We start from the raw sequence: 24216 nt of genomic DNA, 5'->3' as shown, positions 1-24216 counted from the left end.
CGGCTACCCAGAGTCCGCTTGAACTGGTGGGTTATTTCTGCCGCGCTGCACTAGGTTGACCAGAGTGCTGAGGTTCAACAAGTAGAGAAAGGGCTTTTTAAGGGTTAGCGTCTTTCATTGTGAGTATCTCTAGCACTTCAGAGGTCAGGCTCTCTATCTCTGCAATGGCTGCCTGGGCTTTGCTACCAAAATTATGGACGCTCTGACCGAATACGGCGAACTGCCGGTAAATCTGCCGATGCTGTATTTGCGTCCTAGCAAGCAGAATGCCAAACTCTGGCAAGATTTCCAAGCTTTCCTGTGTCAAAGTTGTTTTTGGGGCTGTTTAGAGGGCATGGGATTTAGGGTGCAAATAACTGGGGGTATATCCTCGATTTTGCACCCTAAAACGGAGGAAGCGTGGGAGGAAAAAGAACTGGTGGATATTCAACTGGCAATCGGATTAAAGCACTGACGGCAGCCAGGGGCGAAAGCACCTCACCCCACCCAACAAAAATACTCCATGTTTAACCGTGTTAAACCCAGCGACAGCAGTAGTCTGTAGCTTCCCGGACAGTGCTTTCGCCTCACTCTATCTTCCCCACATACACGGATTTCCGCTTCCCAGAGAGCCAGAACCGCAGATACCGATAGGGACCACAGCCGTTAATCATCTTGTCCTCGAAGTAGCGACCGCCTCGCGTACCACGGGACTGACTGTTATAGGCTGGCACTGCCTTAGTTTGTGGCTCTGGCTGGGACGCTTCCAGTAAGGCATCGATCATCGCCCTCATCTCTTCGAGTTCAGCACGATTCCATTGGTAGGCATGAGGCGCTACATCCTTAGGGCTGAGGCGGTTTGGCTGTTTGCGGGGCATGGGTTTTAGGGTGCAAATAATGGGGGATATATCCTCCATTTTGCACCCTAAACCGGGTGAAGCATGGGAGGAGATAAGCGATCGCATCTTAAAAAGTGGGTCAGTTTGTAATTCTTGTGTTTACGTGTCAAACAATTGGACACGGGAGCATTGTCTTGGTGGAGCAATCTCCGCAACGCGATCGCTTTTAGTAAAGCGTTTGCGCCAACTGCTATTAATGCAAACTCTATAAACCAAGAACCCCTAGCTGTTTGCTAAGGGTCTTTTTTCATTCAATCAGTTTTCCTAGCGAGTAGGAAAGAAAGTTGCGGCACAATACGACAACATTGAACCTATGTTTCCATTCAATTAGTTTCCCTAGCGAGTGGGAAAGCAAATCGCATTCCTCCCCGTCGAAAGTTTGGAGTTTCCATTCAATTAGTTCTCCCAGCGAGTGGGAAAGTTGGATGTCTGCTCTCAGTGCGTGAGTGGATTAAAAAGTTTCCATTCAATTAGTTTCCCTAGCGAGTAGGAAAGGAAAAGTACAAGGCTGGAAAGCTTACGCTGACTCAGTGTTTCCATTCAATTAGTTTCCCTGCGAGTAGGAAAGTCTCAACAGAAGATAAGCCAGAAGCGGCGGTTGAGCCGTTTCCATTCAATTAGTTTCCCTAGCGAGTAGGAAAGAAGCTTGTTAACCGAGCTTGGAATAATGAGCGCATTGTATAGTTTCCATTCAATTAGTTTCCCTGGCGAGTAGGAAAGGAAGATCAAGCAGAATACCGAAAACTGCTCAAAGAAGTTTCCATTCAATTAGTTCTCCCAGCGAGTGGGAAAGAGAAGACATTAATAATCTTGATTTAGAAGTTAATCAAAAACTGTTTCCATTCAATTAGTTCTCCCAGCGAGTGGGAAAGCTTCATTTGAGAGCAGGAAGCAATAAAATTTACGATATGTTTCCATTCAATTAGTTCTCCCAGCGAGTGGGAAAGCCGACATGGGCAACGAGTGACACGATATAAACATAATGTTTCCATTCAATTAGTTCTCCCAGCGAGTGGGAAAGCCATCTCGCTCCAGGAGCGACCGCATTTGATGGTACTGTTTCCATTCAATTAGTTCTCCCAGCGAGTGGGAAAGCTCAATTATTGACAAGAGGAAGCACCATCTGTTTTTGTTTCCATTCAATTAGTTCTCCCAGCGAGTGGGAAAGAACCGTAAACGAGTAGCACCCGCGATAGCGTTCTCATGAGTTTCCATTCAATTAGTTCTCCCAGCGAGTGGGAAAGCTCGGAGTAAGCACACAGTATAAGGAGAGAAAATGTACGTTTCCATTCAATTAGTTCTCCCAGCGAGTGGGAAAGTAGCCGTGGAACTATTCTGTGCAACTGCCGAGGGTTTAACGTTTCCATTCAATTAGTTCTCCCAGCGAGTGGGAAAGCAGAGCGATTCGGTATTGCAGTTGATATCCCTGAGAAGCGTTTCCATTCAATTAGTTCTCCCAGCGAGTGGGAAAGTTGGTGCAACAGGTGGCTATGCCCAGACAGCGAGAAAAGTTTCCATTCAATTAGTTCTCCCAGCGAGTGGGAAAGACCCATTGCGATCGGACTTCTTACGGCACATACCATGTTTCCATTCAATTAGTTCTCCCAGCGAGTGGGAAAGTCAAGCCCGGTCACAGTGGTTGTATAGCCTGGATCGTTTCCATTCAATTAGTTCTCCCAGCGAGTGGGAAAGAGAGCGAGGTCTGAAATACCCTCTAGCAAAGAATTTTAGCAGGGATTTTCGTAAGTCTCTTTTTTACCCTCATTTCAGCCCCCGTTATTGCAAGTTCCTAGCATTTATCGAGCAACTGTAAAGGATTAATCGCTTTACCTGTAAGGGTTCTAGCCTTTTTCGTGGGACTCCCCGTAATTTTGCCCCCGCTTCGACTCACGAAAATTACTGCACTACTTACCTATCAGATAGGTAACTTAACTTACAGCAATCTAGTGTAATAAAGGCATACTTCCGAATCGGTGGAAAGACAACTTTCCAAAAATCCTGTGTCTAACGGTTAGACATAGGATTGTGCTTTCCTGAGGTACGATTTGCACTTCGCTTTACTCGCAACGCGATCGCAATTTTAAAGCGTTTGCTCTAAGTGCTATTTTCGTTAACTCCTCATAAAAAACCCTTAGCCATTGCTAAGGGTTCTCTTTCCATTCAATTAGTTTACCCAGCGAGTGGGGATCGAGATTGTTGGTAACGAAGATGTCGGACAAATCAAGTTTCCATTCAATTAGTTTCCCTAGCGAGTAGGAAAGTAGCGGGTTTTGTTTTAGCTGAAGAAAGAGAATGGGTGTTTCCATTCAATTAGTTTTCCCAGCGAGTGGGAAAGTTGAGATATCCAGCCTTGGAATCTTCTGGAAATTCAAAGGTTTCCATTCAATTAGTTTTCCCAGCGAGTGGGAAAGCCTTGGATTTTGAACTAATTCAAGGTGAGGACAGGATGGTTTCCATTCAATTAGTTTTCCCAGCGAGTGGGAAGGATACGTCTACTGACCCTCGCCTCCCAATCGACCAACCGTTTCCATTCAATTAGTTTTCCCAGCGAGTGGGAAGCGGATTCGCTTTTCTATATGGTGCTGACGGAAAGTTTCCATTCAATTAGTTTTCCCAGCGAGTGGGAAGAGTTCGTCTAGCAGCCTTTACCCAGTAAAGGTTTCAGCCGCCCAATCGACACCACTCCTGAAATCATACTGTATCCTTGCCAAAACTAAGCGAAACACATCCCTCAAACCCTTACCCTGTAAAGAATCGACACCACTCAACGAAAATATAGGGTTTGGGCGATTTGGTGAGTGGTGTCGATTCACCACCTAAAACACCTTCATGATTTCCCAAAACCTATACATAACAAACTTCAAGAATTTTACTGCAACTCTATCGCCTCGCTTCTCTACCTCATCGCCGTAAAGTATCAGCTACATAAGCTGAATTGATAACTGTCCCTATTAGTTTAATTTGGGTGTTAGCAGTAGCGCTGTAGATTTTCTTATTTTTGAACAGTTCATTAATTGCATTAGATTACCCACTCTGATGAGAGCGGAAATGGTTTTTCCTTAAACTAACCAGTTCAGCCAAACTTATCAATCACTTATCCGTTTAGGATATCTAATACCGATAATCCGCAGTCGCGGAAGTAGGAAATAGCCTGTAATGACCATATACCGTTGATTGAGCTAATCCCTAAAACTTACAGCACACAGAAGATAAAAAATCGGCTCTTATTGAGAACGACCCCCTAGTTACTGAGAATAATTGATAAGCATGTGCTAACTTTCCAGCGCGGTTTGAAAGACTAAAACACCTCACCTTAAAACAAGATGAGGTGCAATTGAAAAATGCGATCGCATTTCAAACCAACTAAAATCTGTTGACAATGATATTAGAGTGGAAGCATCTCTACCAAGCGCTGCCTTTGTGTTGAAGTCAATTTCTGTAACCGACGAGCGAGTTCGACTGAGTCAGCAGTCAAATTAGATTGGAGGGTCTCAAACAACAGTTCATCGATGGCTTCCTCAATGGGTCGTCGTTTCTCATTGGGTGTACATCGCTCATACATTTTCTTGAGGGTTCTGAGCGTATGACCCATCGCATAAGCCAGTGATTCTTTCTGTTGATCGCTCAAGCCCACCTGGAAAGCCCAAGTTGCCCAGATGCTACGCATTGTGTGAGGTGAGATATACTTGCCACTTAATCGATGAGCCGGAACTTCAACTAATGCGCCAAATTTTGAGCCATTCAACGGCAACCCAACCTTTGGCTGTACAAACAGATATCCCCACGACCAAAAATCCGACTCGGTTTTGTCTTGAAGACAGCAGACATCTCTTGGATTGAACTCAGCACGACCTAGAGTTATCCAGCGTCCGCGACACCCTAAGAGTTCAGGCTGCCACCAGTCATAGAAAAACTGATTTTTCCGACCTCCTGGTGTCCACCAACCATACAAATAGCGTTCAATGTAGTCGTAAAGACAAGTGCCATCGGCAAATTGACGGTTAGGAACTACAATCGACTGAGGGCTATGTATTTCCAGCGTTTTGTAATCTTGGATATCTAAAATCCAAACTCCATTTTTGTAGGATTTGCCCTTGTGAACGTAGGTTTTATAGAGATAGTTGTCGTCAAGAGTGCCGTCATAGAGCCGTTCACGTTTTCGCTCTGGAGGTAAGGGGTGATATAACCCATTGAGTGGAACCTCTTTGGGTCGCTCGATTGGACAGGACAGAGAAATTTTTAAGCTTCTGTATTCTTCCTGTCGCCTAGCCGGCATGTCGGCAAGCAAGCTCCAAGCTAGATATCGCTGAAAAGAAGTAGCGAGTGCGCTGTCACCACGCGGTTTACCATTTCCATATCTGCATCTACATTCTTGGCGTAACGGCTCCAAAATTTGTTCGCGTACCGTAGTCAGTACAGTTTTTCCCTCAACGGCATCGGGCCATTTCTCAGTCTGGTTAGCCACATACCGTTTTTGACGCTGCCACGACGCGACCTCTTCTCTAGCTTTATATGTGTATTTGCCAATCTCTTTGAGAACAGGAATATCGGCATAGTCACTAACCTCTTCAACTTCTGTGTGGTAAACAAATTTTCCTAATGCTGAGAGGGCAGTCAATCGAGAAAGCTTCGTTCTAGGGCTTTGAGAACCCCTAACTTCTCTGAGGAACTTTAGATGCTTACACAACCAGGTTTCAAGCTTGAGCTGATGCGGCTTCCAAAGCCCTTTCTTTTCTTTATCGCTACGATTCGCCAACTCTTTATTGGTAAGTTTTGGAATCAGTAGACCTAAGCTTAATTGCTCTTGTGGAACCGGCTGGTATCGGTAGAACCAGCCGAGTATCAGGCGGATTTCACTTAAGTAACCATCAGCACATGAGTGAGATATTTTTTCAGTGACCCGACCGGGCCACTCTGGCTCAGTGAGAAACTGATAGAACTGTTTCAATTCGGCTTCTAAATTAGAATTCGTTTCTTGCGGTTGTAGTGTGTAGGAAGAGTATCTACCTCGGCGATTGGTAAGCGAGCGCTTTTCAAAGGCTTTTGTTTTGCCAAGTGTTGGGCAACATTGGTCTGGCGTGATGACGGCAGGGTGCAGTCGTTTGAAAGTCCACCAAGCCTGTTGTTCGCACCAAATCAACAGTTGGTTAAGCCGCGCTCCATAAACTCCCTGGCTTTTTTGTGACCGTTTGAGAAGCTCAAACCCCCGCTGCTGAGCCTTACGGGCATCTAGGAGCTTTTCCAGTTTTTGAGTTTTCATAAACTCTTTGGCAGCCTGAACTTCCGCAGGCATTATTTTGCTCCCACCAATCTTTCCTTGATAGCCCCAGCCTAAAAGCAGAGGTCGCATGATTGCACAGCGGGTTTCACTGAGAATATTTTTGGCTCTTTTGCTGTCGTGTGTTGCTTCAATGTGTTTCTCATAGAGACAATACACATCGAAAAAGTGTTTTGGCTGATCCATAACAGTGTGTAAGTTGATTAGGATTCGGTAGTAGAGGGGTTAGCAGAAAGTAGCTGCTTCATCTGCTGTAACTCGGCTGGCGACAATTTCTGTAGCTCTAAGACCAACTGCTCAAGTTCATCCGTTGAATCCGCAACCTGACTCAAAGGCTGAGGTGTGCTGAATAACAAGGCATCGATCGCTTCCTCAATGGGTCGCCGTTTTTCATCGGGCGTACATTGCTCGTACAATTCCCTCATGGTTTTGACATCATGACCCATTGCATAGGCTAGGGATTCTTTTTGATGGTCACTCAGACCCACCTGATAAGCCCAGGTCGCCCAGACACAACGGAGTACGTGTGGTGTAAGCCGCTTGCCAGTTAAGTGGTGAGCTCCAGTTACCACCAATTCTTTAAAAGTGGATGAATTGTAAGGCAGCCCGACTTGTGGCTTAACAAAGAAATATCCCCATGACCACAATCCGAGTTGTTTTTGATTACCAATGCAGCAAGCATCACCAGGGCTGAACTCAGCACGACCGGCCGTGAACCACTGCCCTAGTTGACCATGTAGCTGTTGATGCCACCAGTCATAGACAAACGGATTTCCGCTAACTCCTGGCATCCACCAACCGTATAAATAGCGTTCGATGTGATCGTAAAGACAGGTGCCATCACTAAAGCGACGGTTGGGAATTACAATCGACTGCGGTCCATAGGTCTTCAACGTTTTGTAATGTTGAATATCTAGAACCCAAACTCCATCAGGATAGTTGGAATTTTTATAGGCATACGTCTTGTGGAGATAGTTGTCGGCAGGGCTACCGTCATGATGCCTTAGGCGCACCTCTTCCGGGGGTAAGGGATGATATACACCGTTAGCTGGCACGTCAGTTGGGCGTTCGAGTGGACAACACAGAGAGATTTTTAAGCTCCTGTACTCCTCTTGTCGTCTGGCCGGCATATCGGCAAGAAAGCTCCAAACCAAATAGCGCTGGAGACTCAAAGCGATCGCACTCCCCTCACGCACATGCCAGTTGTCGTATTTGAACCGACATTCTAGGCGTAGGGGTTCCAAAATCTGAAGCCGCACGGCAGCCAAGGCGGTTTTCCCCTCAATAACATCAGGCCATTTTTTGTCGGGACTGACTACATACCGCTTGTGACGCTTCCACTCTTTGATTTCCTTACAGACAAGGCGACTATGCTTATTGACAGCTTTGATCACAGGAATATTGGCATAGTCACTGACTTGCACAACTTCCTCGTTATACATGAACTTCGCCAAAGCGGAGAGCGCATTCATTTTAAATTTTTTGGTTCTTGGGCTACAAGAGTTCATGCTTTCTCTCAAGAACTGAAAATACTTGCCAATCCAGGTATCAACAGCGAGCTTCTTTTCTGACCAGAGTTCCTGCTTTTGTGCCTCACTCAGGTCTTCTAGTTCTTTATCCGTAATCTTGGGGATGAGCAGATAAACGCTCATTAGCTTAAGAGGAATGTTTTCGTAGCGATGAAACCACCCAAGCATCAAGCGTATGTGCTTTAAATAAGTTTCGGCAGATGACACACTAATCGGCTTACTCAAGCGACTTGGCCATTCGGGTTCTGTGAGAAACTCGTAAAACTCTTTGAGTTGTGCCTCCAGAGTTGAGGAAATTTCTTGCGGCTTCAACTGGTATGCAGGATGCTTTGAGCGGCGCTCAGTTAGCGGATTAGTCTTAGTTGAGCCGTTTCCTTTTCGCATCGTTGGACAATATTCTTGCCTTTTGGAACCCGAATACTGTTGTTGGGGCCACCAAAACTGTTGTTCACCCCAAGCCAGTAGTTGCTCCAGCCTGCCCCTGTAAGTGTTTTGAGAAGTTTTTGAGGCTCCTAATTTCTCAAACCCTTCCTGTATCGCCTCACGGGCCTTTAGAAGCTGACTCACCAATTGAGTCTTCATAAACTCCCTGGCTGCCTGCACTTCTAAACTCGTCATCTTTCTGCCATTGGGCTTTTGTTGATAGCCCAAGCCGACAAGCAGAAAGCGCATGAGCGCTGACTGAGTTTCATTAAGAATATTTTTAGCTTTCTGGCTAGCGTGTGTTGCCTTGACATCTACTGCATACAGGTCATACACATCTAGTAAATCTTTTGGCTCATTCATAATAAATTTTCTCGACTCCTCGATCTGGAAGAAGCCTCTTGGGCTTCAATCTTGAAGGAACTCCCTCAAAGGGTTAGGAGAAGATAATACATCAGTACTAATTATTATGCAAGAAATAATTCAGCTTAATTACAGAGGGATATCACGGCTTAAATATTAAAAATAAGTATGAGCATAACCAAAGCTCCATAAAGCTTTCAGCTATTATTTTGAGTTTTTGTTAATAAATAACTGGAGGAGGCTTAATAAATATCAGTGACGGTTGAGTTTGGAGTTTAGGCTAAATTGAAAACTACACTATATATAGCGTTTTATCCGAGGAAGTTTAGTAATACAGCGCTACGTGTGCATTAGTCTAGTTTCCGGTGCAAAACTCAAGTCATAAACTGAGCAAAAGCGCTGTTAATAAAGCTATTTTTAGGATGCAATTATTGGTAATCTAAAGCTAAAAAAATCAACGGTTGCGAACCCAATAAGGATTATCAGTAGGCGAGCTAAATCGAAGATTTATCCTTGAGGTAAAACTCAGGGTAAGCTCATCGCAATAGAAGCTAGATTGAAAAGTCCTTGAAAGCTTAATTTGGTTTGAATCTAGATTGATTTCTCTGTACTAAAGTTCGACTAATAATAGTCAAATTGTGTGCAATTACTCCCCAACCAACCCAATGTTCAAAGCCTAATTTCCCTCGACACAAACAGCGCTGGAAATCAAAGGTTCTTTAGGACAATGCTTTCGTTAACGGTTTTAATCGTCTTAGAGTAGCTGATTGAGCGTAAGTGTTTGAGTACCAACATCCGTACAATGACCTCGAAAAAGTGGTGATATTTCTTTAGCAAGTTCCAGACCAATGCACCTTATTGATGTAGTAAGCTTTGAAGTTGCGGTAGGAAGATTGATGAAAGCCAATCAGAATTGTCATTATGCAAGCTGAGGCACAAGCTGCGGGGTCGATTGCGCTGAGCCAGTCCATTGCCCAGCAGTTGGTTGTGCCACTTCGGTTCAAATTGTTGGCAGAAATCATCGACCGAGCAGAACAGGTCTTCTAGACTAAACAGGGGGTAAGCAGATAGATGAAAATTCAGCACTTTCAGCCTATATGTTTTGCCCCTCTCTTATCCCGAACTCACGTTATTTGACGTGTCTAACGGTTAGGTCTTCAACGGCTAGCTTGAGGACGGTATGAGGCAAAAGTTTCAATGGCGGCTTCTTTTGCCTTGTCATCGAATCCTTGGGTTAGGGGTAAGTATTGTGGGGCGGTTTGGGTCATCAGGGTGGCGAACAGGCGTTCGAGGACTTCCACATTTTTGATGACGGCGTTGACTTCATCAGAGTCGAAGGCGAGGGCTTTTTCCAGTTGTTCAAAGAAAGATGCCGACGAAATCCAGCACGAAGCCATAGGGTTTGTTGAGTTCGTCCTCATCCTCATAGGGGCGGTTGACACGGGCGATTGCCTGCAACAGTACGTGGTCTCGCATCGGTTTGTCGAGATACATACAATAAAGGATGAAGGCATCAAACCCTGTCAGCAGCTTCTCGGTGACGATGAGAATCTTGGGCAAACGCTTGGTATAGTCTTCGTATAAGTCCCGAATGGCGGCGGCTGATTTGGGTTCGGGGCAGATGCGTTCTAGGGTTTGGCGGTCACTTTCGGAAAAGTAGCCCCTGATGGTGAAGGTGCAGATACTCGGAAAACAGCAGAGTGACTTGGATGACAGGTATGACAAAGACAATGTCAGCATACGTCGCTTTCCAAGGGGGCGGCGCACTTGGAATGGCTCATCTTGGCGCGTGGCAAGAGGTGTCACAAAAATTTCATATTATTGGCACCGCAGGAACATCCGCAGGTTCAATTGTGGCTGCCTTCTGTGCGGCTGAATACACTCCCGGTCATGCCATTGATACCTTTAGTCAGCTCAATTGGTCTAAGTACGTGAATCGCCAGAGATTCTGGAAGTTGGTTTTAAAGCGGGACGCCTACAGTGATGGAAAGCGTTTCCATCAATGGCTGCGAGGTAAACTGGGAGCAAATGTTGGACAACCGCAGGATATTACCTTTGCCGAGCTGTATAAGTCTAAGAATATCTACCTGGCAATCGTCGCCTGTGACCTGAACAGTAAAAGCGGAGACCCTGTAGTCTTTGATAAAGATAAAGAGCCACACACAACAGTCTCATTTGCGGTACGTGCTTCGATTTCAATTCCTGGTTTTTTCAAACCAATGTCACGTCGCGACCGAACGCAGGAACTTGTAGATGGTGGAGTGCTACTCAATTTTCCGGTGGAACTTTTGCATTCACAATCTCAAGAGGCTAATTGTGCATTGGTTGGTGTTCGATTCAAGCAATCGCTAGAGTACCTGGAGTCACCGAAAGCGTTAGAGGCATTAAAGGGAACCATTGATCTTATGACGAGACGGGGGGGTCTACCTCCTGACAATATTGCTCAAGACCCCAACTATATAAATATTGAGATTGATGTATCAGGTTTCAACTTCTTAAAATTCGACCTAGCCAACGATCAAAAAGCAGAATTAGTACGACGTGGAGCAGAGGCTGCAAAACTTGCGCTAGCCAAATACGAAGCCCGAATCGGACAGCAAGTTTCTGCACCGCAGCCTATTATTATACCTGATAACCCTCGTTTTAATGAGCTGGAGCGTCCAATTCATGGGGACTCGGCTGTTTATGTGAAGCGAGAGCCAGACGAATCTCGCTGTTACCAGGAGATTTTACAGCCCGGTGCGCTGCTCCGAATTAAAGCTCCTTCGCAGATGGGCAAAACGTTGCTAATGTCCAGGATTCTGGAACACGCAGCTAAGCAGGACTATCGAACAGTAGCTTTGAACCTGCGGGACGCGATGCCAGAAGATTTTACTAACCTGGCTCAATTCTTGAAGTGGTTTTGTACTAGCGTCGCTGTGATGCTGGGGTTGGCTCATCCAGTGGATGAACACTGGAGTAGGAGTCTTGGTAATAGCAAGATTAAGTGTAGAACCTACTTTGAAAAGTATCTGTTGACCGAAAACAGAGTCCTAGTTCTAGCTTTAGATGAAGTAGATCGGCTTTTCCGTAACGAGAAAATTGCCGGAGAGTTTTTGGGTATGCTGAGAACCTGGCATGAAGACTCTAAAACTCGTCAGCTTTGGACACAACTCCGCCTAATCGTATTGCATACCGAAGTCTACACTGAACTTGATATAAATCAGTCACCGTTTAATGCAGGGACAGAGATAAAATTAACAGACTTAAGCCAGAAACAAGTGCAGAATTTGGCACAACAGTATCGACTGGATTGGGACAATGACAAAGTTAAGCAGCTAATGAATATGGTAGGAGGGCATCCCTATCTGGTCAACAAAGCCCTCGAACAGGTGGCGCAGCGGGATATGACACTTGAACAACTTTTGGAAACAGCTTCCAATGACGCTGGAATTTACCGCGACTACTTGAGACGACACTTGAAGAAGTTACAACAGCATCCAAAGCTAGTTCGAGTTCTCAAAGAGGTAGTTAAAGCAGAAGCCCCAGTAGAATTTAACTCGGAATTGAATCCTGATATAGCGGTGAAGTTAGATGACTTGGGACTGGTGAAGCTGCAAAGCAATACAGCGATGCCTCGATATGAGTTGTATCGTCACTATTTTCGCACTCGCTTGTAAGTATTTCTGTAATCACTAAGGGAATGATACCTAATGAGTGATGCGCCCAACTCAGGCAACCAATATCAAGTTGGAGGAAGTCTACCTGAGTCCGCTACCACCTATGTAAAGCGGCAGGCAGACAAGGACTTCTATGAAGGGTTAAGAGCGGGGGAGTTTTGTTATGTGTTGAACTCCCGGCAGATGGGAAAGTCTAGCTTGCGCGTACAAACAATGAAAAGCCTGAAAGAGGAAGGGGTTGCCTGTGCCGCAATCGAAATGAGGGAGCTTTGTAGCTATCAAGTGACAAAAGATGAATTTTATGGGGGCTTTATCAGTCGTCTGGTGAGCGAATTCAATTTAAAAATCGACCTTAGTGACTGGTGGAACAAGCAGGGTCTTATTTCTTCTGCCGAACGGTTAAGTAAGTTTATGTCAGAGGAATTACTGGATAATGTAATTCAAAAAATTGTTATATTTGTTGATGAAATTGATAGTATTTTGAATTTAGAATTTAAAGATGATTTTTTTGCATTTCTACGTTCTTGCTTTGAAAACCGTGCGAAAAATACAAACTATAACCGCCTCACCTTTGCGCTGCTGGGAGTAGCTGCACCTGCTGATTTAATTACAGATAGAATCAACTTAACTTTTAATATTGCAAGTCGATTCATTGAGCTGACTGGTTTTGAACTCGAACAAACTGAGCCTTTACAGAAAGGATTGCAAGGAAAAGTCAGCAATCCTAAAGCAGTAATGGAACAGGTATTGAGATGGACAGGTGGGCAACCATTTCTGACTCAAAGGGTATGCCAACTGGTTTCCTCGCATAAATTGATTCATGATTGGAAGGAAGCCAAGTATGTTGAGAAAATTGTGCATGAGCAGATAGTTGAAAATTGGCAAGCAAAGGACGAGCAACAGCATCTGACAACGATAAGTGAGCGCATTCTTAGACGAGAAGACAAAACCTTGCGTTTGCTGAAACTCTATCAACGAATTTTGCAGCAGCGTGAAATTATAGCTGATGACAGTTCTGAACAGCTAGAATTGCGGCTATCAGGTTTAGTGGTTAAGCAGAAAGGAAAGTTAAAAGCTTATAACAGGTTGTATCAGTTAGTTTTTAATCGGGATTGGGTTAATAGGGCGCTAAAGGATCAGGAAATCAATAGGGCATCTGATGGGCGCTTATCCCAGGTGCGAGAAGTTGTAGAAATACTAGCCAGTAAGCTATTTAGCTTTAGGTTAACAAGTAGGTTTAATTATATTAAATTGTTATTTATTATAGTAACCCCTGTTGGTATCACTACAATAGCAGGCTTGGTATTGAGTGAAGATTTTAGATGTACTGTAGGTTTTCGCTCCGACTCTTGCCTACAAGAACCCAACTACACGAGAAAAACTGGTGATACTCCAGCAATCCAGCCCTCTACTCCAGCAATCCAGCCACCTACTCGAACAATCCAGCCCTCTACTCCAGCAATCCAGCCACCTACTCGAACAATCCAGCCACCTACTCGAACAATCCAGCCACCTACTCGAACAATCCAGCCCTCTACTCCAGCAATCCAGCCACCTACTCGAACAATCCAGCCCTCTACTCCAGCAATCCAGCCCTCTACTCCAGCAATCCAGCCCTCTACTCCAGCAATCCAGCCACCTACTCCAGCAATCCAGCCACCTACTCCAGCAATCCAGCCACCTACTCGAATAATCCAGCCACCTACTCGAATAATCCAGCCACCTAAAGTTCCCGACTACCCATTGAACTCTGGTGATTTCGGTCAAAGAGTCCTCGATCTCATTAACATAGAGCGCAAAAAGAATGATTTGCCTCCACTGAGCTTAAATCCCCAATTGACTGCTGCTGCACAAGGACATAGCCAAGACATGGCATTGCAAGACTATTTCAGTCACATCAAACCCAATGGTAGTACGGCGTGGTATCGTATTAACGCGACAGGCTATCAATCCTCAAAGGTGGCGGCAAACATTGCTGTGGGTATGTCTACGCCAGAAGCATTAGTAACAGAATGGATGAACAGCCCAGGGCAGCGTGCCAATATCCTTAATCCCGAACTCAAAGAGATTGGTATTGGTTATTACTTCCTCGCCGACGATACAGGCAAAGTTAACTACCACCACTACTGGACACAAGTTTTTGGCTACTCCTGAGTATTCCCCTAACCAAGATACAACTAACAATCAGTGCTTTTAACTTTATCTTGACTTTTGGCAAGAAATGTGGTGTCAAGTTTCAATCAAACTGTACTAGGAAAGAGCGATCGCGTCTGCTTCATGTCTCCGACTTTGCGGGGTAACACGTAATCTTACCTGTCTAACGGTTAGACACCTAGCAGAATTTTCGACTCACCAAATCAACTCTCAGCCTAGACTTGCACCTTATCCATACCCAGGAATCAAGATGAGTTATTCACTGGTATTAAACTCGACTTCTTGACTACTGAGTGTTAAGCCTTCCCAACTTCTCCAGTAGCGTTTCCCATGCCGTTATCTGCTGCTGTAATTGCTGACGGCTCTCGTTTTTTATCTCTTGATTAAGTAACTTAACGTGAGTTCGGGATAAGAGAGTATCTCGACTGAGGCTAAAATCCCCACAGCTCTCTGAATTCATCAAAGTAAAATCCCCATTGCGGATTTCCCTCAATTAGTCGCTGGATTTTTTTGGCGGTCACGGGACGAGTTTCGGCATTACTTAAAAGCGATCGCAAATGTTCCAAAGAGGGAATCTCTTCCCCCGCATTGAGAACCAGACCTTCCTCAATGCGATACCCCAATTCTTGTGCCATAGTCCGGGCAAGGGATTTAAAAAGAGCGAGTGGCGAATTCAGTTTTTCTTGGAGTTCAATGGCACTGACCCGCTCAGGCTCACTGGGTAATTCCTTGGCTGGCTCTAGGTCAGTGGCATCGGCATCGGCAACTGGCTCAGGTTCGGCAACCGCAGATTCACTCGGTAATTCCTTCACTGGTTCCAGGTCATCGACAGCAGCAACTGGCTCAGGTTCAGTAATCGCAGGCTCACTAGGTAATTCCTTGGCTGGCTCTAGGTCAGTGGCAGCGACAGCAGCAACAGGCTCAGGTTCAGTAATCGCAGGCTCACTCGCCAGTTCCTTCACTGGCTCCAGCTCGGCTGTGGCAGAGTTCAGCTTGGCGGATTCCACCAACCCTTGCAACTGAACACAGCCAGCTTGCAAAGATGCCATTGCACTTGCCGCTTCCTCAAGACTTACCTGACGGTGAGCCAGCAGCTCTGGCGGCAAATAGGCGTTGGAGACACCCCGCTGCTTTTGCTTTTCCCACTCTTCGCTATATCGGACGATGGAGCGCTTGCAGGATTCCCACTGCGCTCGCGCCAAGTTAACATCTTTGAGCTGTTGGTACGCTGTCGCGATCGCTTCCTCATCACTCATCCCTGTCCTTTTGTTCCTGGTCTTTAGGTAGCTCACAAACTGCTCCAAGGGTTGTCCTGGTGCAACCTCCCACTCCTGTTGTTCGCAACCTCCCACCAGTAAACCGTCACGATACTCATTCAAGTACTGGCACGGCTCCCCGGCATTGATGGCTTTGACGATCACACTAGCCCAACCTACTGGTGACCGTACCCCCTTCCCTTTGGCTAATACCAAAAGTGCTTGGTAAAAGCCTTCACGTTCCTCCTGCGAACAAAAGCCGGAAGTGCAATCGGCGCGGCTGTGCAGCGCAACGCTCTCGCTTTTCAGCTTAGGTAGTGGCTTTACATCAGTTTGCACCACTTCAACGCACATTGCTGTATCTACATCAGTTTGTGATACTTCGTCACATTTCAACACAGGCACAGCGGAAAATTGTTCTTCACTTTTAACTTCTTGTTCTTGCGATATCTCTGGTCTGACATCAAACGAAGTGGTTAAATCCTGTTCTACTTCTTCTTCAGTTTCCCAAGGGTCCTCCAGCTCTGGCACAAAGTTCATTTCTTCTCGCTCTTTTTTGAGAGAGCAGGAATCTGTGCAGGAATCAGTGGAAGGAATCTGTGTATGTGTTTCAACAGTGAAACGTGACGTTTTAAGATTGATGCCCGGTGTCTTAGTATTAATACCCGACGTTTCAGCCTTATCAACTGGGGAGTTTTTGCGGGTTTTAGCCTTTTTGGGGGAATAGAGTTTCTCCAGTGCCTCTTCAACGCGATCAACATGGAGCAGATATTGATGAGTTTTGTCCTGCCCATTGCGTCGGTTCTCCTGGCGAGCGTTTTTCCGAATAGAGAGGAAGCCCAGCTTCTCCAACAAGTCAAGTGCAGCTCTTATGACATGGAGTGTGTAAGCTCCCATCAAGTCTTCCCGGATATCTCTGAGCGGCTGGTAAACCCAGAGGGTCGGGTACCTTAATTCTTTCCACTCGTGCCAGTGCTTGAGATAGCTCATCATTGCCACGGCACAGCACCTAACTTGTGTGCGTGAATTTGATGCCAGTCTATCTAGTAAATCTTTATGTTCCCTTCTTAGTAAGGAAATTGGGCTACGTGGTTTTTCGGCTAGAGATGCTGTCATGACTTCCTCATTGGTGATCCAGAGGAAGAGTGATAGACTTGAAGCAACAGTACTTCTGTCTGTGACTCCCCTCTGGGGTGGTTATGTAGCCAGCGCTCAGCACTCCGCTTAAAAGTTCAGAGCGTTGGCTAAAAGTTTATTCTGAAGCATGTCTAACGTTTAGACACCTTCTTCTTCATCAAGGGCGATCGTCCAATCAACCATTGTTCGCAAACGAACTGGTCCGTAACTTTGGTAGTTACGAGGCGCTGAAGCCTTTTGGGATGCCCAAATTTCATTACTTCAAAAGTACCGGAAAATTGCGTTCGTGTATAGGGCAACCTCGCCTCATAGTCATGTCTCACTTCCATGTTCCCCTCTGCCGTTGGGTCGCGTCGTCATCAAATACTCCCAGATTCGTTGAATTTCCGTCTGAAAGGACTGGCGATCAGCTATAGCTTGCTCCACAAATGAAGTTTGAGTTTGACGCAGTATGCTGATCGACTCAAGTACCTGGGTAACTGTGAATGTCAATAGCTGCTGGTTTTGCCTTAGCTCACTGACCGATAGAGCTAGCTCTCCCATTCGGCTAGCTAATTGGTCAATGTCTCTTCGGCTTTCTGAGATGGCTTTGGCATTTTCTCCAATCTGATCGCGAGTAAGCATTATTTCATCTAAGAGGAGGTTGGCTCTCCGGGCAAAGATTTCATCACTCTGCTCAAGCTCAATAATGCGCGATCGCAGTTCAGCAATTTCTTGCTCACTCATGCTTCACCTCCCTTCTTTCCCCCGCCTTTGCTAGCACTGGTGCCAGAGGCAGGGGATTTGTCTTGCTGCTCCCACTCCATAACCCAGTCCTCAATAAGTTCTCTAGCCTTCTCGCTCATAGCTGCTCCAGATTGAGCGCAAGCAACCTTAAATCGAGTTCTTACATCGGAACTCAGAAAAACTCGGATGAACACATCGTTAGCTTTATCAGGGGCTTTGTCGGGCATTTTAAAAGCATCGTTTACCCCATGATTGTGTCATGTGAACTACCTAGCTTTAAAGGACTACTTGCTTAACATGCACCATGTGTACTATGCTACCAGCAGAGACGCAAAAAGAACAGAGGTAAGCGCAAAACGCAATCAAGCGGATACCAGTATTAAAGGGTTGCAAGCCCTGCCTAAAGCGCCTTCAATGCCAGCAAACACAAGGCATCTAGCCATTTTGAACCATGAAAACTGAAGAACACTTGGAGACGCTTAACGGATACATCTATCCATCTCCCAACGTACAGAGCTATCCGCAGATGTCCCAGTTACGTCCATGTGTAGCCTTTGATGGTGGGAATCGTTTCATCAAGTGGGTTGACCCTGAGAATGAAGTCCGAATGATTCCTAGCTGCATCAAGGAAGTCACTGAAACGCAGTGGAGGCGCATCAAGCCAGACCCTCAAACAGTTCTGATTGAGGTTGATGACAAGCGTTACCTCATTGGGCGACAGGCACAGGAACTTGACGGGGAACCCGTCTTTCAGCACAACAAGTGCGAGTTAGCTGAAATTATTGCCTTAGTCGGTATTGAGCCTAATCCAGGATTTGATTACGTGCATATCGCCAAGTTTGCGATCGCACTTCCTAGCGACACAAACGATTCTGATGTCGAGGCACTTCGGAAGTTGGAAAACTACCCGAATGTGCGGGAATTCAAGCGTAATGGGAAGCCTATCTGCTACACGATTGCTATTGTTGACCCGCTCAATGAGACTGAACCAGCATTTCTTTATGCCCAACAGCAAGGAATGTTTGCATTTCCTGACAATCCCAATGCCGTTTGGGATATTGGCGGGGGAACTTCAATTGCCAGAATCTATCTCCCATCAGGAACGATGGTTCAGGATGCAGAAATTATCCTGCCGGGAACTAAGGAACTAGCACAGCAGGTGGCGACCGAAGTGCAAGCGACATTGGGACTGAACTATTCACCAGCGCTGGCAGACATTATGGATGCGATCGCTCGTGGTGATTGTCTGTATGGCACAGCCAAACTCGATTTTTCTGCCATCTACCAAGACGTGTGTGAGAAGTGGGTTGAATCCGCCCGTGCCGAAATCCGCTCGAAGTGGGCTAAGTATTTACCCAACTTGGGTGAAGTTCTGATTGTTGGTGGTTCTGCAAATTTAGCAGCACCTATGTGTGAAGCCTCTGGTGATTGTTTCTGGATTGCACCGGAGCCTCAACTTTTCAACATCATTGCAATGGCTCACATATCAGGAGGATTCAATGGCTAATCAAACTCGAATTGTGTTGGATGCTGACGACAGACCCAAGGCAGAACAAATCCTTGAGGCAACAGGAATCAAGACATTCAGCCAATTATTTTCTCTCTTCCTCATCAACTATGGCGACCACTTGGTTAGCGCTCTAAAGGCAACCCCAATTGCTCCACCACCACCAGTAGCGATGCCTGCGTCAGTGCAAACCAAACAGATTCATTCTCTTGAAGCACCTCGCAGAGCTGTACAGCGGCAACCAGGTATTAGCAGTTTCTAAAGGAGACTTAACCATGCTCAACTTCTTGAGAAAGCTCAAAGAACGATGGTCGGTCGAACAAGCCTGCCGCCAAACCCTTGAGATTTACAAGACCGGGACTGCCGAAGAACGCCAGCAGATTGAGGATTTACTCTGGGAAGTTGGCAGACAAAAGAATGACATGGCCCAGGCAGAGGCAGTGGTTAAATCGCTCAGACAAATACTTTAAGTAGTTCAAATCAAAGGAAGCACAAGTGACACCAGAAACATCATTAACCTTGCAAATCCTGCTGGATATTGACGAACCCACAATCAATGAGTGGTTTGAGATTGTCAAGAAGGCTTATCCCCAAATGGAAGGGGAATTCTACCCTCGATTTCTTGGTATTGCGATGGGGGCAATAAAAAGTGCTTTAGAAGCTGGCTACCCAATTGAGAAGTGGATTGCTGATACCCGCAAAAATAATGGAGTGGAATGAACCAAAAACTGATGGAACTAGAACGCGCACTATCACACATTCGCCTCAGTCTTGATGAAAGGGCAGAGGAGATGAAGCAAGAGTACGAAAGTACTTTGACTTTACTAGAAGCCGAATTCCTGAGTGCATTAATGAGTGACGATTGGAGCGAATTTGACCGATTTGTAAACGAGTTCAGAAATTCAGTTCAATTAGGAGCCAGCGGTGATGAATTGACCACTCCCACTGCTGGCTCATCCAAAACGACCAACAAAACGATCATCAAGGATTAATTAATCATGACTCAACCCGTTGGATATTACACAGGATACGATCCTGAAGCGAAATCTCCTGAAGCTCTCCACCAAATTCAAGAACGGTTTGGCGCTCGCTTACAAAAGATGACTTATGAACAGAAGATCGTTTTTCGGGCAGCTTTAACAGGATTTATCGCACAAAAACCAGTTTGGAATGAGGCAGCCAACAGTATCACTCTTATTGATTGCTGTATCGAGTCTGCTGGTGTGGACTGGAACATCTGGTATGAAGATGAGGAATTGTGTGAATACATTCAGGCTTGCAGCCAACTTTCTGAAGGAAATATTGAGGGATTGATTCAAGCTCTTTGTGAGCAAATTCAAGGAAAAGTTTACGCCTCAAGAACCCACACAACCCATTGGGAAGTTAGTCTCTAACCGAATGAGGAGTAATGCCTCTAGTTATGGCTGGAGGCATAGAAAACTATGCAAACCAACACGTTTCGACTCGTAACCACTGGCAGCATTATCGGCTTAATCGGCACAGCTTTAATCACCACTTCCAAGGCGACATCTGACCACGTTAGTTGGTGGAACACAGAACAGGAAAAGACTCAGGCTGAGAATGCAAAGGCGATCGCTGATGCGTACCAAAAAAACCAGATTGCCCACTTTAACCAGTTAATCGTCTCCAACTACACCCTAAATAACACTCCACCTCAGCTCGATTGGCAACATACCGTCAACAAGAGTGAAAAGACGATTATTTACGACCGATTCAGGAAGTGTATCGGGTATGCCTACCAAGGGAAATTCTACTTCACGCTTTACTACACGGGAGTTTGCGACTAATGGCACTTGGATCTAAAGCTTCAACAAACGGACATCGCAGCACTACTCAATCACCTGGAAGTGATGCGGCATCAGGTATTGGTCGGGTGATAGTGCTGATTTTAACCACTCCAGCACGTCTCATCAACTGGTTAACAACTCCACCAGGAAACGCCATCATGATTGGTTTAGGAGTTCTCTATTTTGGTGCTGTATCTGCTGAGGGATATTGGCAGGCAATGAACGCCAATAACCCCGCATTTGTCCCTAAACCTTTTGTGAGTGACGCAGCGGATTTAAAGTTCTTTTTTACGGCTGTGATTGCTCCCTCGTTCTGGATGGCTACGGTAGTGAGTCTGATTGTGCAGGGTATCCAAGCCTTCGTACTGCGTGAAATCGACATTGCAAAAGCGAAAGCTGAGTATGAGGCGATTAAGGATTACCGAGTGCCTGACCCGGAAGAGGGGCAGCTTGACTTGGCAGAGTATCGCAGGAAGCGGCTCAAGACTGTGGGGATGCGTACTGTCAGAACACGAGGGGCATTAATCGCTCTAACTTATGCAATTGATGCTGGAATTGCCCTCTGGAACTATCCAGTAATGGGTCAGAGTACAGGTGAGCTGGTGATTAATCTGGTGTGGATTCTCGCTTCAATCTTTGGAACGGAAGCAATGATTAACTTATTCTGGAATGCGATCGCACCCATCAAGCCACAAGTCGAAGTCTTACCCAACTAATTGGCACTGCTCACAAGAATTAACCCCTAAGCACTCACTTGGGGGTTTTCTTATAAGGAGTTTATCTCTCATGCACAGTATTAACTCATTCTCTGACCTATTAACGCAAGGGCAAATCACCGAAGCCTTGCAACTGCGACTAGAGGTGATTGAGGCATCGGCACGTCACTATAGACAAGATTTAGAAGCCGCTAAGGTGTCATCGGCAGCGCTAGGAGTCGTCGGGCTTCTGCTGTCAGCTAATCCCCTGGTAGCTGTTATCGCTGGCTGTGGTCTAGCTGGGTACGGGTGGACGGTCTTAAGGGATTATCAAAATACTAAACGGCTGTGTTTACTGCCACTGGTGAGGAAAGGGACAGGAGAACTGCTCACTGGTATCGGGCTGGCAGCAACCAATGACCAAGGCGAAGCCGATGACCCATTACTTGGAGTTATCGGCTATGTCGAGCCGGAACTCGCACACGAGTATGAGCTTGTGATGGTAGCCGAAGCCCAGTTGACAGGCTACTTAGCGCAGTTACCAGGGGAGTCAAGGCTAAATGCTTTCAGGCACATTCTCAGGCACACGCGACTAAGAAATAGCCTCAAGCTGCCACCCTTGCAAGATGTAGCGTTAGCGATCGCGTCGGGTACTGTTCCCAGTTCCTCTCAATCGCTGCCACCACAGACGGAACCCGTACCGGAGGAAGTGCCAGCGATTGACGTTGCGGCCATGCCAGTGGATGAAAAGCTGAGCGCACCTCAACCTGTTGAAGCACCAGCCGTGGTAGTGGAGCCGCCACTGCCGATTAAGAAGGAGCCTATTACCGTTGTCTTGTTTGATTTCTCTCGCCTTCGTACTGAACCTGATCAATTCGCTCATCTGCGGGTCATCGGTGGTACAGGCATTGGGAAAACTACCTTTGTTGATTGGCTGTTGGATATTTTAGGAGGTTCCCGCTTCGTCATCACACCTAAGAAAAAGTCTTGGAACTGGGTCGGACTAGAAGTTTACGGATTGTGGTTTGACTACGAAACTATTCGAGCCAAGTTGCAATGGATTCATGCAGAGATGTATCGTCGTTACCCTTTGATGGAACAGGGAGAAACGTTTGAAATCACCAATTTTGTAGTAGATGAATGGCGGCTCATCAATACCAACGTCAAAACAATCAAAGAACGTGACCCGGAAACAAAACAGAATATCGAAGTTGCTCCTTCCGCTAAAGCAATGATGAAAGATATTATCACCGTTGCTCGTGAATCTATGTTACGTCTAATTGCCTTAGCACAAGGAGAAAATGTTGCTTCCTGGGGGTTTGAAGGCGAATCAGATTTAGAAGAATGTTTTACTGATATTCGCTTAGGAGAATTCGCCATTGACTACGCTAAATCTCTTCGCAATCAGTGCCGAAAAGATGGTGAAGATTACGAGTACTGGACAACCGTTTTGACAGAACTAGAGTGGCAACAGTCACGCCGTACATCTGAAGGTAAATCAATTCCGTGCTGCATGGTAGGAAAGTATCCAGCACGAATTCCAGACTTAACGGATTGGAAGCGTAATGTAGTAGATATTAATTCAGAGGAAATCGAGCCAACCAATCTATCAACAACTGACCCTTCCACTAACCCTTCCCAAAAAGACACCCTGAGTGAGCGGAAGCTTCCGTTTGAAAAAGTGGAAGCTAGCCGGAAGCCTGATGGAATCTCGCTGGAAGCCCTCTCTACTCGTTTAGTGGAAGCCCTAGAGTCAGCTTCCGGCGAGGCTTCCATACCCCTGTTTGAGGGTTTAGAGCGAGACGGGAAGCTGATAATGCTGCGGCTGTTGCTCACAAAAAGATTGGGGAGAGAAAAGATGATTTTACTCGGATGGGGAGTCAGGTCTGGAGGCAGAAGCCACGACAAGTACAAGCTGGCTTCTGAATTGTTAGATGCCATGCTCGGAGAGTTATCAGAGTTAGGTTTCAACGAAGGAAACAATTGGAGAGTGGATGAATGAAATACAGGAGACAATTGGCGGTTGATGATGGAATCGCAAAAGAAATAATTATGGATGAGGTGATACTAGCCGGACTTCACCCTCAAGAGCTGGCTCTGATGAAAAAACATAACCTCATCTACTGCACAAAAGATTAAAGTAATCAAAGACTATCTGAAAATGTAAGACAAAATATTCAGCGGATTGAATGGTTTATGAAACCATTAAAAATAGGAGTCAAACCAACTCGCTACTTCCAAAACTTGCATAATCCATCTGATGTTATGGCTAGCACCTTACTAACAAACATTCTTGTAGTGTATATTCCGTACACTACAGGTTTAGCAAGCAAAGCCGAAGATGTCTTAAAAATAGTTTTTAACAACTACACGTTGGATGCGATCGCATTCTCAACAAACTCCACCTGCCGTGCGTGACTACTACAAATGAAAGCCCTGGTTCAAAATCAAGTTGAGGGCAAAACGGTAGTAATTACCGATTTGCGCCTTGCGCTCCCAGCGAGTGGGGACCCTATAGACGGTGTGTACCACGCCGCTGTGGTAGCCACTGTGTTTCCATTCAATTAGTTTCCCCAGCGAGTGGGGAGTTTCTACAAACAATTCTTTCTTCACCACAGCTGGTGTTTCCATTCAATTAGTTTCCCCAGCGAGTGGGGAGACGAAATGGAAGAGCTTAGCTACGATTACAGAGAGGTTTCCATTCAATTAGTTTCCCCAGCGAGTGGGGACTTACTACGCGATTAGTCTTGTTGAAAACAGAGCAGTACTTGTTTCCATTCAATTAGTTTCCCCAGCGAGTGGG

26 protein-coding genes and 1 CRISPR repeat array are annotated in these 24216 nt (G+C 45.8%); of the genes, 15 read left to right on the top strand and 11 right to left on the bottom strand.

Annotated elements, in window-relative coordinates:
- Positions 1-193: 193 nt before the first annotated feature.
- Entirely contained in the window at positions 194-454 is a 261-nt protein-coding gene (locus AC5JL3_RS18710; RefSeq protein ID WP_496075922.1) for a hypothetical protein, read from the top strand.
- 112 nt (positions 455-566) lie between these two features.
- Here AC5JL3_RS18710 and AC5JL3_RS18705 read toward each other — a convergent pair whose 3' ends face one another.
- The gene (locus AC5JL3_RS18705) at positions 567-857 is read right to left on the bottom strand and encodes a hypothetical protein (protein WP_496075921.1); all 291 of its coding nucleotides are present in this window, start codon (positions 855-857) and stop codon (positions 567-569) included.
- Between the two features lie 19 nt (positions 858-876).
- On the opposite strand from AC5JL3_RS18705, the gene AC5JL3_RS18700 reads away from it, so the two are divergent.
- Positions 877-1089 carry a hypothetical protein gene (locus tag AC5JL3_RS18700; protein ID WP_496075920.1) on the top strand — a complete coding sequence of 71 codons (213 nt, stop codon included), beginning with the start codon at positions 877-879 and terminating at the stop codon, positions 1087-1089.
- Positions 1090-1482: 393 nt separating this feature from the next.
- A CRISPR array of direct repeats spans positions 1483-2570; the repeat unit is 37 nt; unit sequence GTTTCCATTCAATTAGTTCTCCCAGCGAGTGGGAAAG.
- Between the two features lie 953 nt (positions 2571-3523).
- Here AC5JL3_RS18700 and AC5JL3_RS18695 read toward each other — a convergent pair.
- The 3 genes from AC5JL3_RS18695 to AC5JL3_RS18685 all read right to left on the bottom strand — a co-directional run bounded on the left by AC5JL3_RS18695 (position 3524) and on the right by AC5JL3_RS18685 (position 8471).
- Entirely contained in the window at positions 3524-3694 is a 171-nt protein-coding gene (locus AC5JL3_RS18695; RefSeq protein WP_496075919.1) for a hypothetical protein, read from the bottom strand.
- Positions 3695-4263: 569 nt separating this feature from the next.
- A complete protein-coding gene (locus AC5JL3_RS18690; RefSeq protein WP_496075918.1) occupies positions 4264-6342 on the bottom strand; it encodes a hypothetical protein in 2079 nt (692 codons plus the stop codon).
- Positions 6343-6359: 17 nt separating this feature from the next.
- A complete protein-coding gene (locus tag AC5JL3_RS18685; protein WP_496075917.1) occupies positions 6360-8471 on the bottom strand; it encodes a site-specific integrase in 2112 nt (703 codons plus the stop codon).
- Between the two features lie 921 nt (positions 8472-9392).
- Between AC5JL3_RS18685 and AC5JL3_RS18680 the strand changes: the two genes are divergently transcribed.
- A complete protein-coding gene (locus AC5JL3_RS18680) occupies positions 9393-9518 on the top strand; it encodes a hypothetical protein (protein ID WP_496075916.1) in 126 nt (41 codons plus the stop codon).
- 110 nt (positions 9519-9628) lie between these two features.
- Here AC5JL3_RS18680 and AC5JL3_RS18675 read toward each other — a convergent pair whose 3' ends face one another.
- Positions 9629-9868 (bottom strand): hypothetical protein, encoded by a 240-nt coding sequence (locus tag AC5JL3_RS18675; protein ID WP_496075915.1) that lies wholly within the window; start codon positions 9866-9868, stop codon positions 9629-9631.
- Positions 9831-10202, bottom strand: a complete 372-nt coding sequence (locus tag AC5JL3_RS18670; RefSeq protein ID WP_496075914.1) for a type I restriction enzyme subunit R domain-containing protein — start codon at positions 10200-10202, stop codon at positions 9831-9833. Before AC5JL3_RS18670 ends, AC5JL3_RS18675 begins: the two co-directional genes overlap by 38 nt.
- Between AC5JL3_RS18670 and AC5JL3_RS18665 the strand changes: the two genes are divergently transcribed.
- Both AC5JL3_RS18665 and AC5JL3_RS18660 read left to right on the top strand, forming a co-directional pair.
- Positions 10190-12130, top strand: coding sequence for an AAA-like domain-containing protein (locus AC5JL3_RS18665; protein WP_496075913.1), 1941 nt, complete (start codon positions 10190-10192; stop codon positions 12128-12130). The two genes, AC5JL3_RS18670 and AC5JL3_RS18665, sit on opposite strands and share 13 nt — an antisense overlap.
- 33 nt (positions 12131-12163) lie before the next feature.
- On the top strand, positions 12164-14284 hold the full coding sequence (locus AC5JL3_RS18660; RefSeq protein ID WP_496075912.1) for an AAA-like domain-containing protein: 2121 nt from the start codon (positions 12164-12166) through the stop codon (positions 14282-14284).
- A gap of 286 nt (positions 14285-14570) precedes the next feature.
- Here the strand turns inward: AC5JL3_RS18660 and AC5JL3_RS18655 are convergent, their stop codons facing one another.
- From AC5JL3_RS18655 to AC5JL3_RS18640, 4 genes are all read right to left on the bottom strand, one after another.
- Complete coding sequence (locus tag AC5JL3_RS18655) at positions 14571-14744, bottom strand: hypothetical protein (RefSeq protein WP_496075911.1); 174 nt, start codon at positions 14742-14744, stop codon at positions 14571-14573.
- The gene (locus tag AC5JL3_RS18650) at positions 14716-16656 is read right to left on the bottom strand and encodes a hypothetical protein (protein WP_496075910.1); all 1941 of its coding nucleotides are present in this window, start codon (positions 16654-16656) and stop codon (positions 14716-14718) included. The genes AC5JL3_RS18655 and AC5JL3_RS18650 overlap by 29 nt, the downstream gene beginning before the upstream one ends.
- Before the next feature lie 333 nt (positions 16657-16989).
- Entirely contained in the window at positions 16990-17403 is a 414-nt protein-coding gene (locus AC5JL3_RS18645) for a hypothetical protein (RefSeq protein ID WP_496075909.1), read from the bottom strand.
- Positions 17400-17630, bottom strand: a complete 231-nt coding sequence (locus AC5JL3_RS18640; RefSeq protein ID WP_496075908.1) for a plasmid partition protein ParG — start codon at positions 17628-17630, stop codon at positions 17400-17402. The genes AC5JL3_RS18645 and AC5JL3_RS18640 overlap by 4 nt, the downstream gene beginning before the upstream one ends.
- 224 nt (positions 17631-17854) lie before the next feature.
- On the opposite strand from AC5JL3_RS18640, the gene AC5JL3_RS18635 reads away from it, so the two are divergent.
- The 10 genes from AC5JL3_RS18635 (at position 17855) to AC5JL3_RS18590 (ending at position 23831) form a co-directional block, all read left to right on the top strand.
- Positions 17855-18910 carry a ParM/StbA family protein gene (locus AC5JL3_RS18635; RefSeq protein ID WP_496075907.1) on the top strand — a complete coding sequence of 352 codons (1056 nt, stop codon included), beginning with the start codon at positions 17855-17857 and terminating at the stop codon, positions 18908-18910.
- Positions 18903-19172, top strand: a complete 270-nt coding sequence (locus tag AC5JL3_RS18630; protein WP_496075906.1) for a hypothetical protein — start codon at positions 18903-18905, stop codon at positions 19170-19172. Before AC5JL3_RS18635 ends, AC5JL3_RS18630 begins: the two co-directional genes overlap by 8 nt.
- A 13-nt stretch (positions 19173-19185) precedes the next feature.
- Positions 19186-19380 (top strand): hypothetical protein, encoded by a 195-nt coding sequence (locus AC5JL3_RS18625; RefSeq protein ID WP_496075905.1) that lies wholly within the window; start codon positions 19186-19188, stop codon positions 19378-19380.
- 25 nt (positions 19381-19405) lie between these two features.
- Complete coding sequence (locus AC5JL3_RS18620) at positions 19406-19630, top strand: hypothetical protein (RefSeq protein WP_496075904.1); 225 nt, start codon at positions 19406-19408, stop codon at positions 19628-19630.
- Positions 19627-19902, top strand: coding sequence for a hypothetical protein (locus tag AC5JL3_RS18615; RefSeq protein WP_496075903.1), 276 nt, complete (start codon positions 19627-19629; stop codon positions 19900-19902). The genes AC5JL3_RS18620 and AC5JL3_RS18615 overlap by 4 nt, the downstream gene beginning before the upstream one ends.
- Before the next feature lie 6 nt (positions 19903-19908).
- Positions 19909-20304 (top strand): hypothetical protein, encoded by a 396-nt coding sequence (locus tag AC5JL3_RS18610; RefSeq protein ID WP_496075902.1) that lies wholly within the window; start codon positions 19909-19911, stop codon positions 20302-20304.
- A gap of 48 nt (positions 20305-20352) precedes the next feature.
- Positions 20353-20718 (top strand): hypothetical protein, encoded by a 366-nt coding sequence (locus tag AC5JL3_RS18605; protein WP_496075901.1) that lies wholly within the window; start codon positions 20353-20355, stop codon positions 20716-20718.
- The gene (locus tag AC5JL3_RS18600; protein WP_496075900.1) at positions 20718-21434 is read left to right on the top strand and encodes a hypothetical protein; all 717 of its coding nucleotides are present in this window, start codon (positions 20718-20720) and stop codon (positions 21432-21434) included. The genes AC5JL3_RS18605 and AC5JL3_RS18600 overlap by 1 nt, the downstream gene beginning before the upstream one ends.
- A 70-nt stretch (positions 21435-21504) precedes the next feature.
- Positions 21505-23415, top strand: coding sequence for a hypothetical protein (locus AC5JL3_RS18595; protein WP_496075899.1), 1911 nt, complete (start codon positions 21505-21507; stop codon positions 23413-23415).
- Between the two features lie 194 nt (positions 23416-23609).
- Positions 23610-23831: a hypothetical protein gene (locus AC5JL3_RS18590; protein ID WP_496075898.1), complete on the top strand. Its 222-nt coding sequence runs from the start codon at positions 23610-23612 to the stop codon at positions 23829-23831.
- A 3-nt stretch (positions 23832-23834) separates the two neighbouring features.
- On the opposite strand, the gene AC5JL3_RS18585 is transcribed toward AC5JL3_RS18590, so the two are convergent.
- A complete protein-coding gene (locus AC5JL3_RS18585; protein ID WP_496075897.1) occupies positions 23835-24044 on the bottom strand; it encodes a hypothetical protein in 210 nt (69 codons plus the stop codon).
- Between the last annotated feature and the right edge of the window lie 172 nt (positions 24045-24216).

Source organism: Symplocastrum torsivum (genome assembly GCF_059505465.1).
The sequence above is the reverse complement of the archived record's forward strand: the minus strand, read 5'-3'. Positions and strand labels throughout refer to the sequence as shown.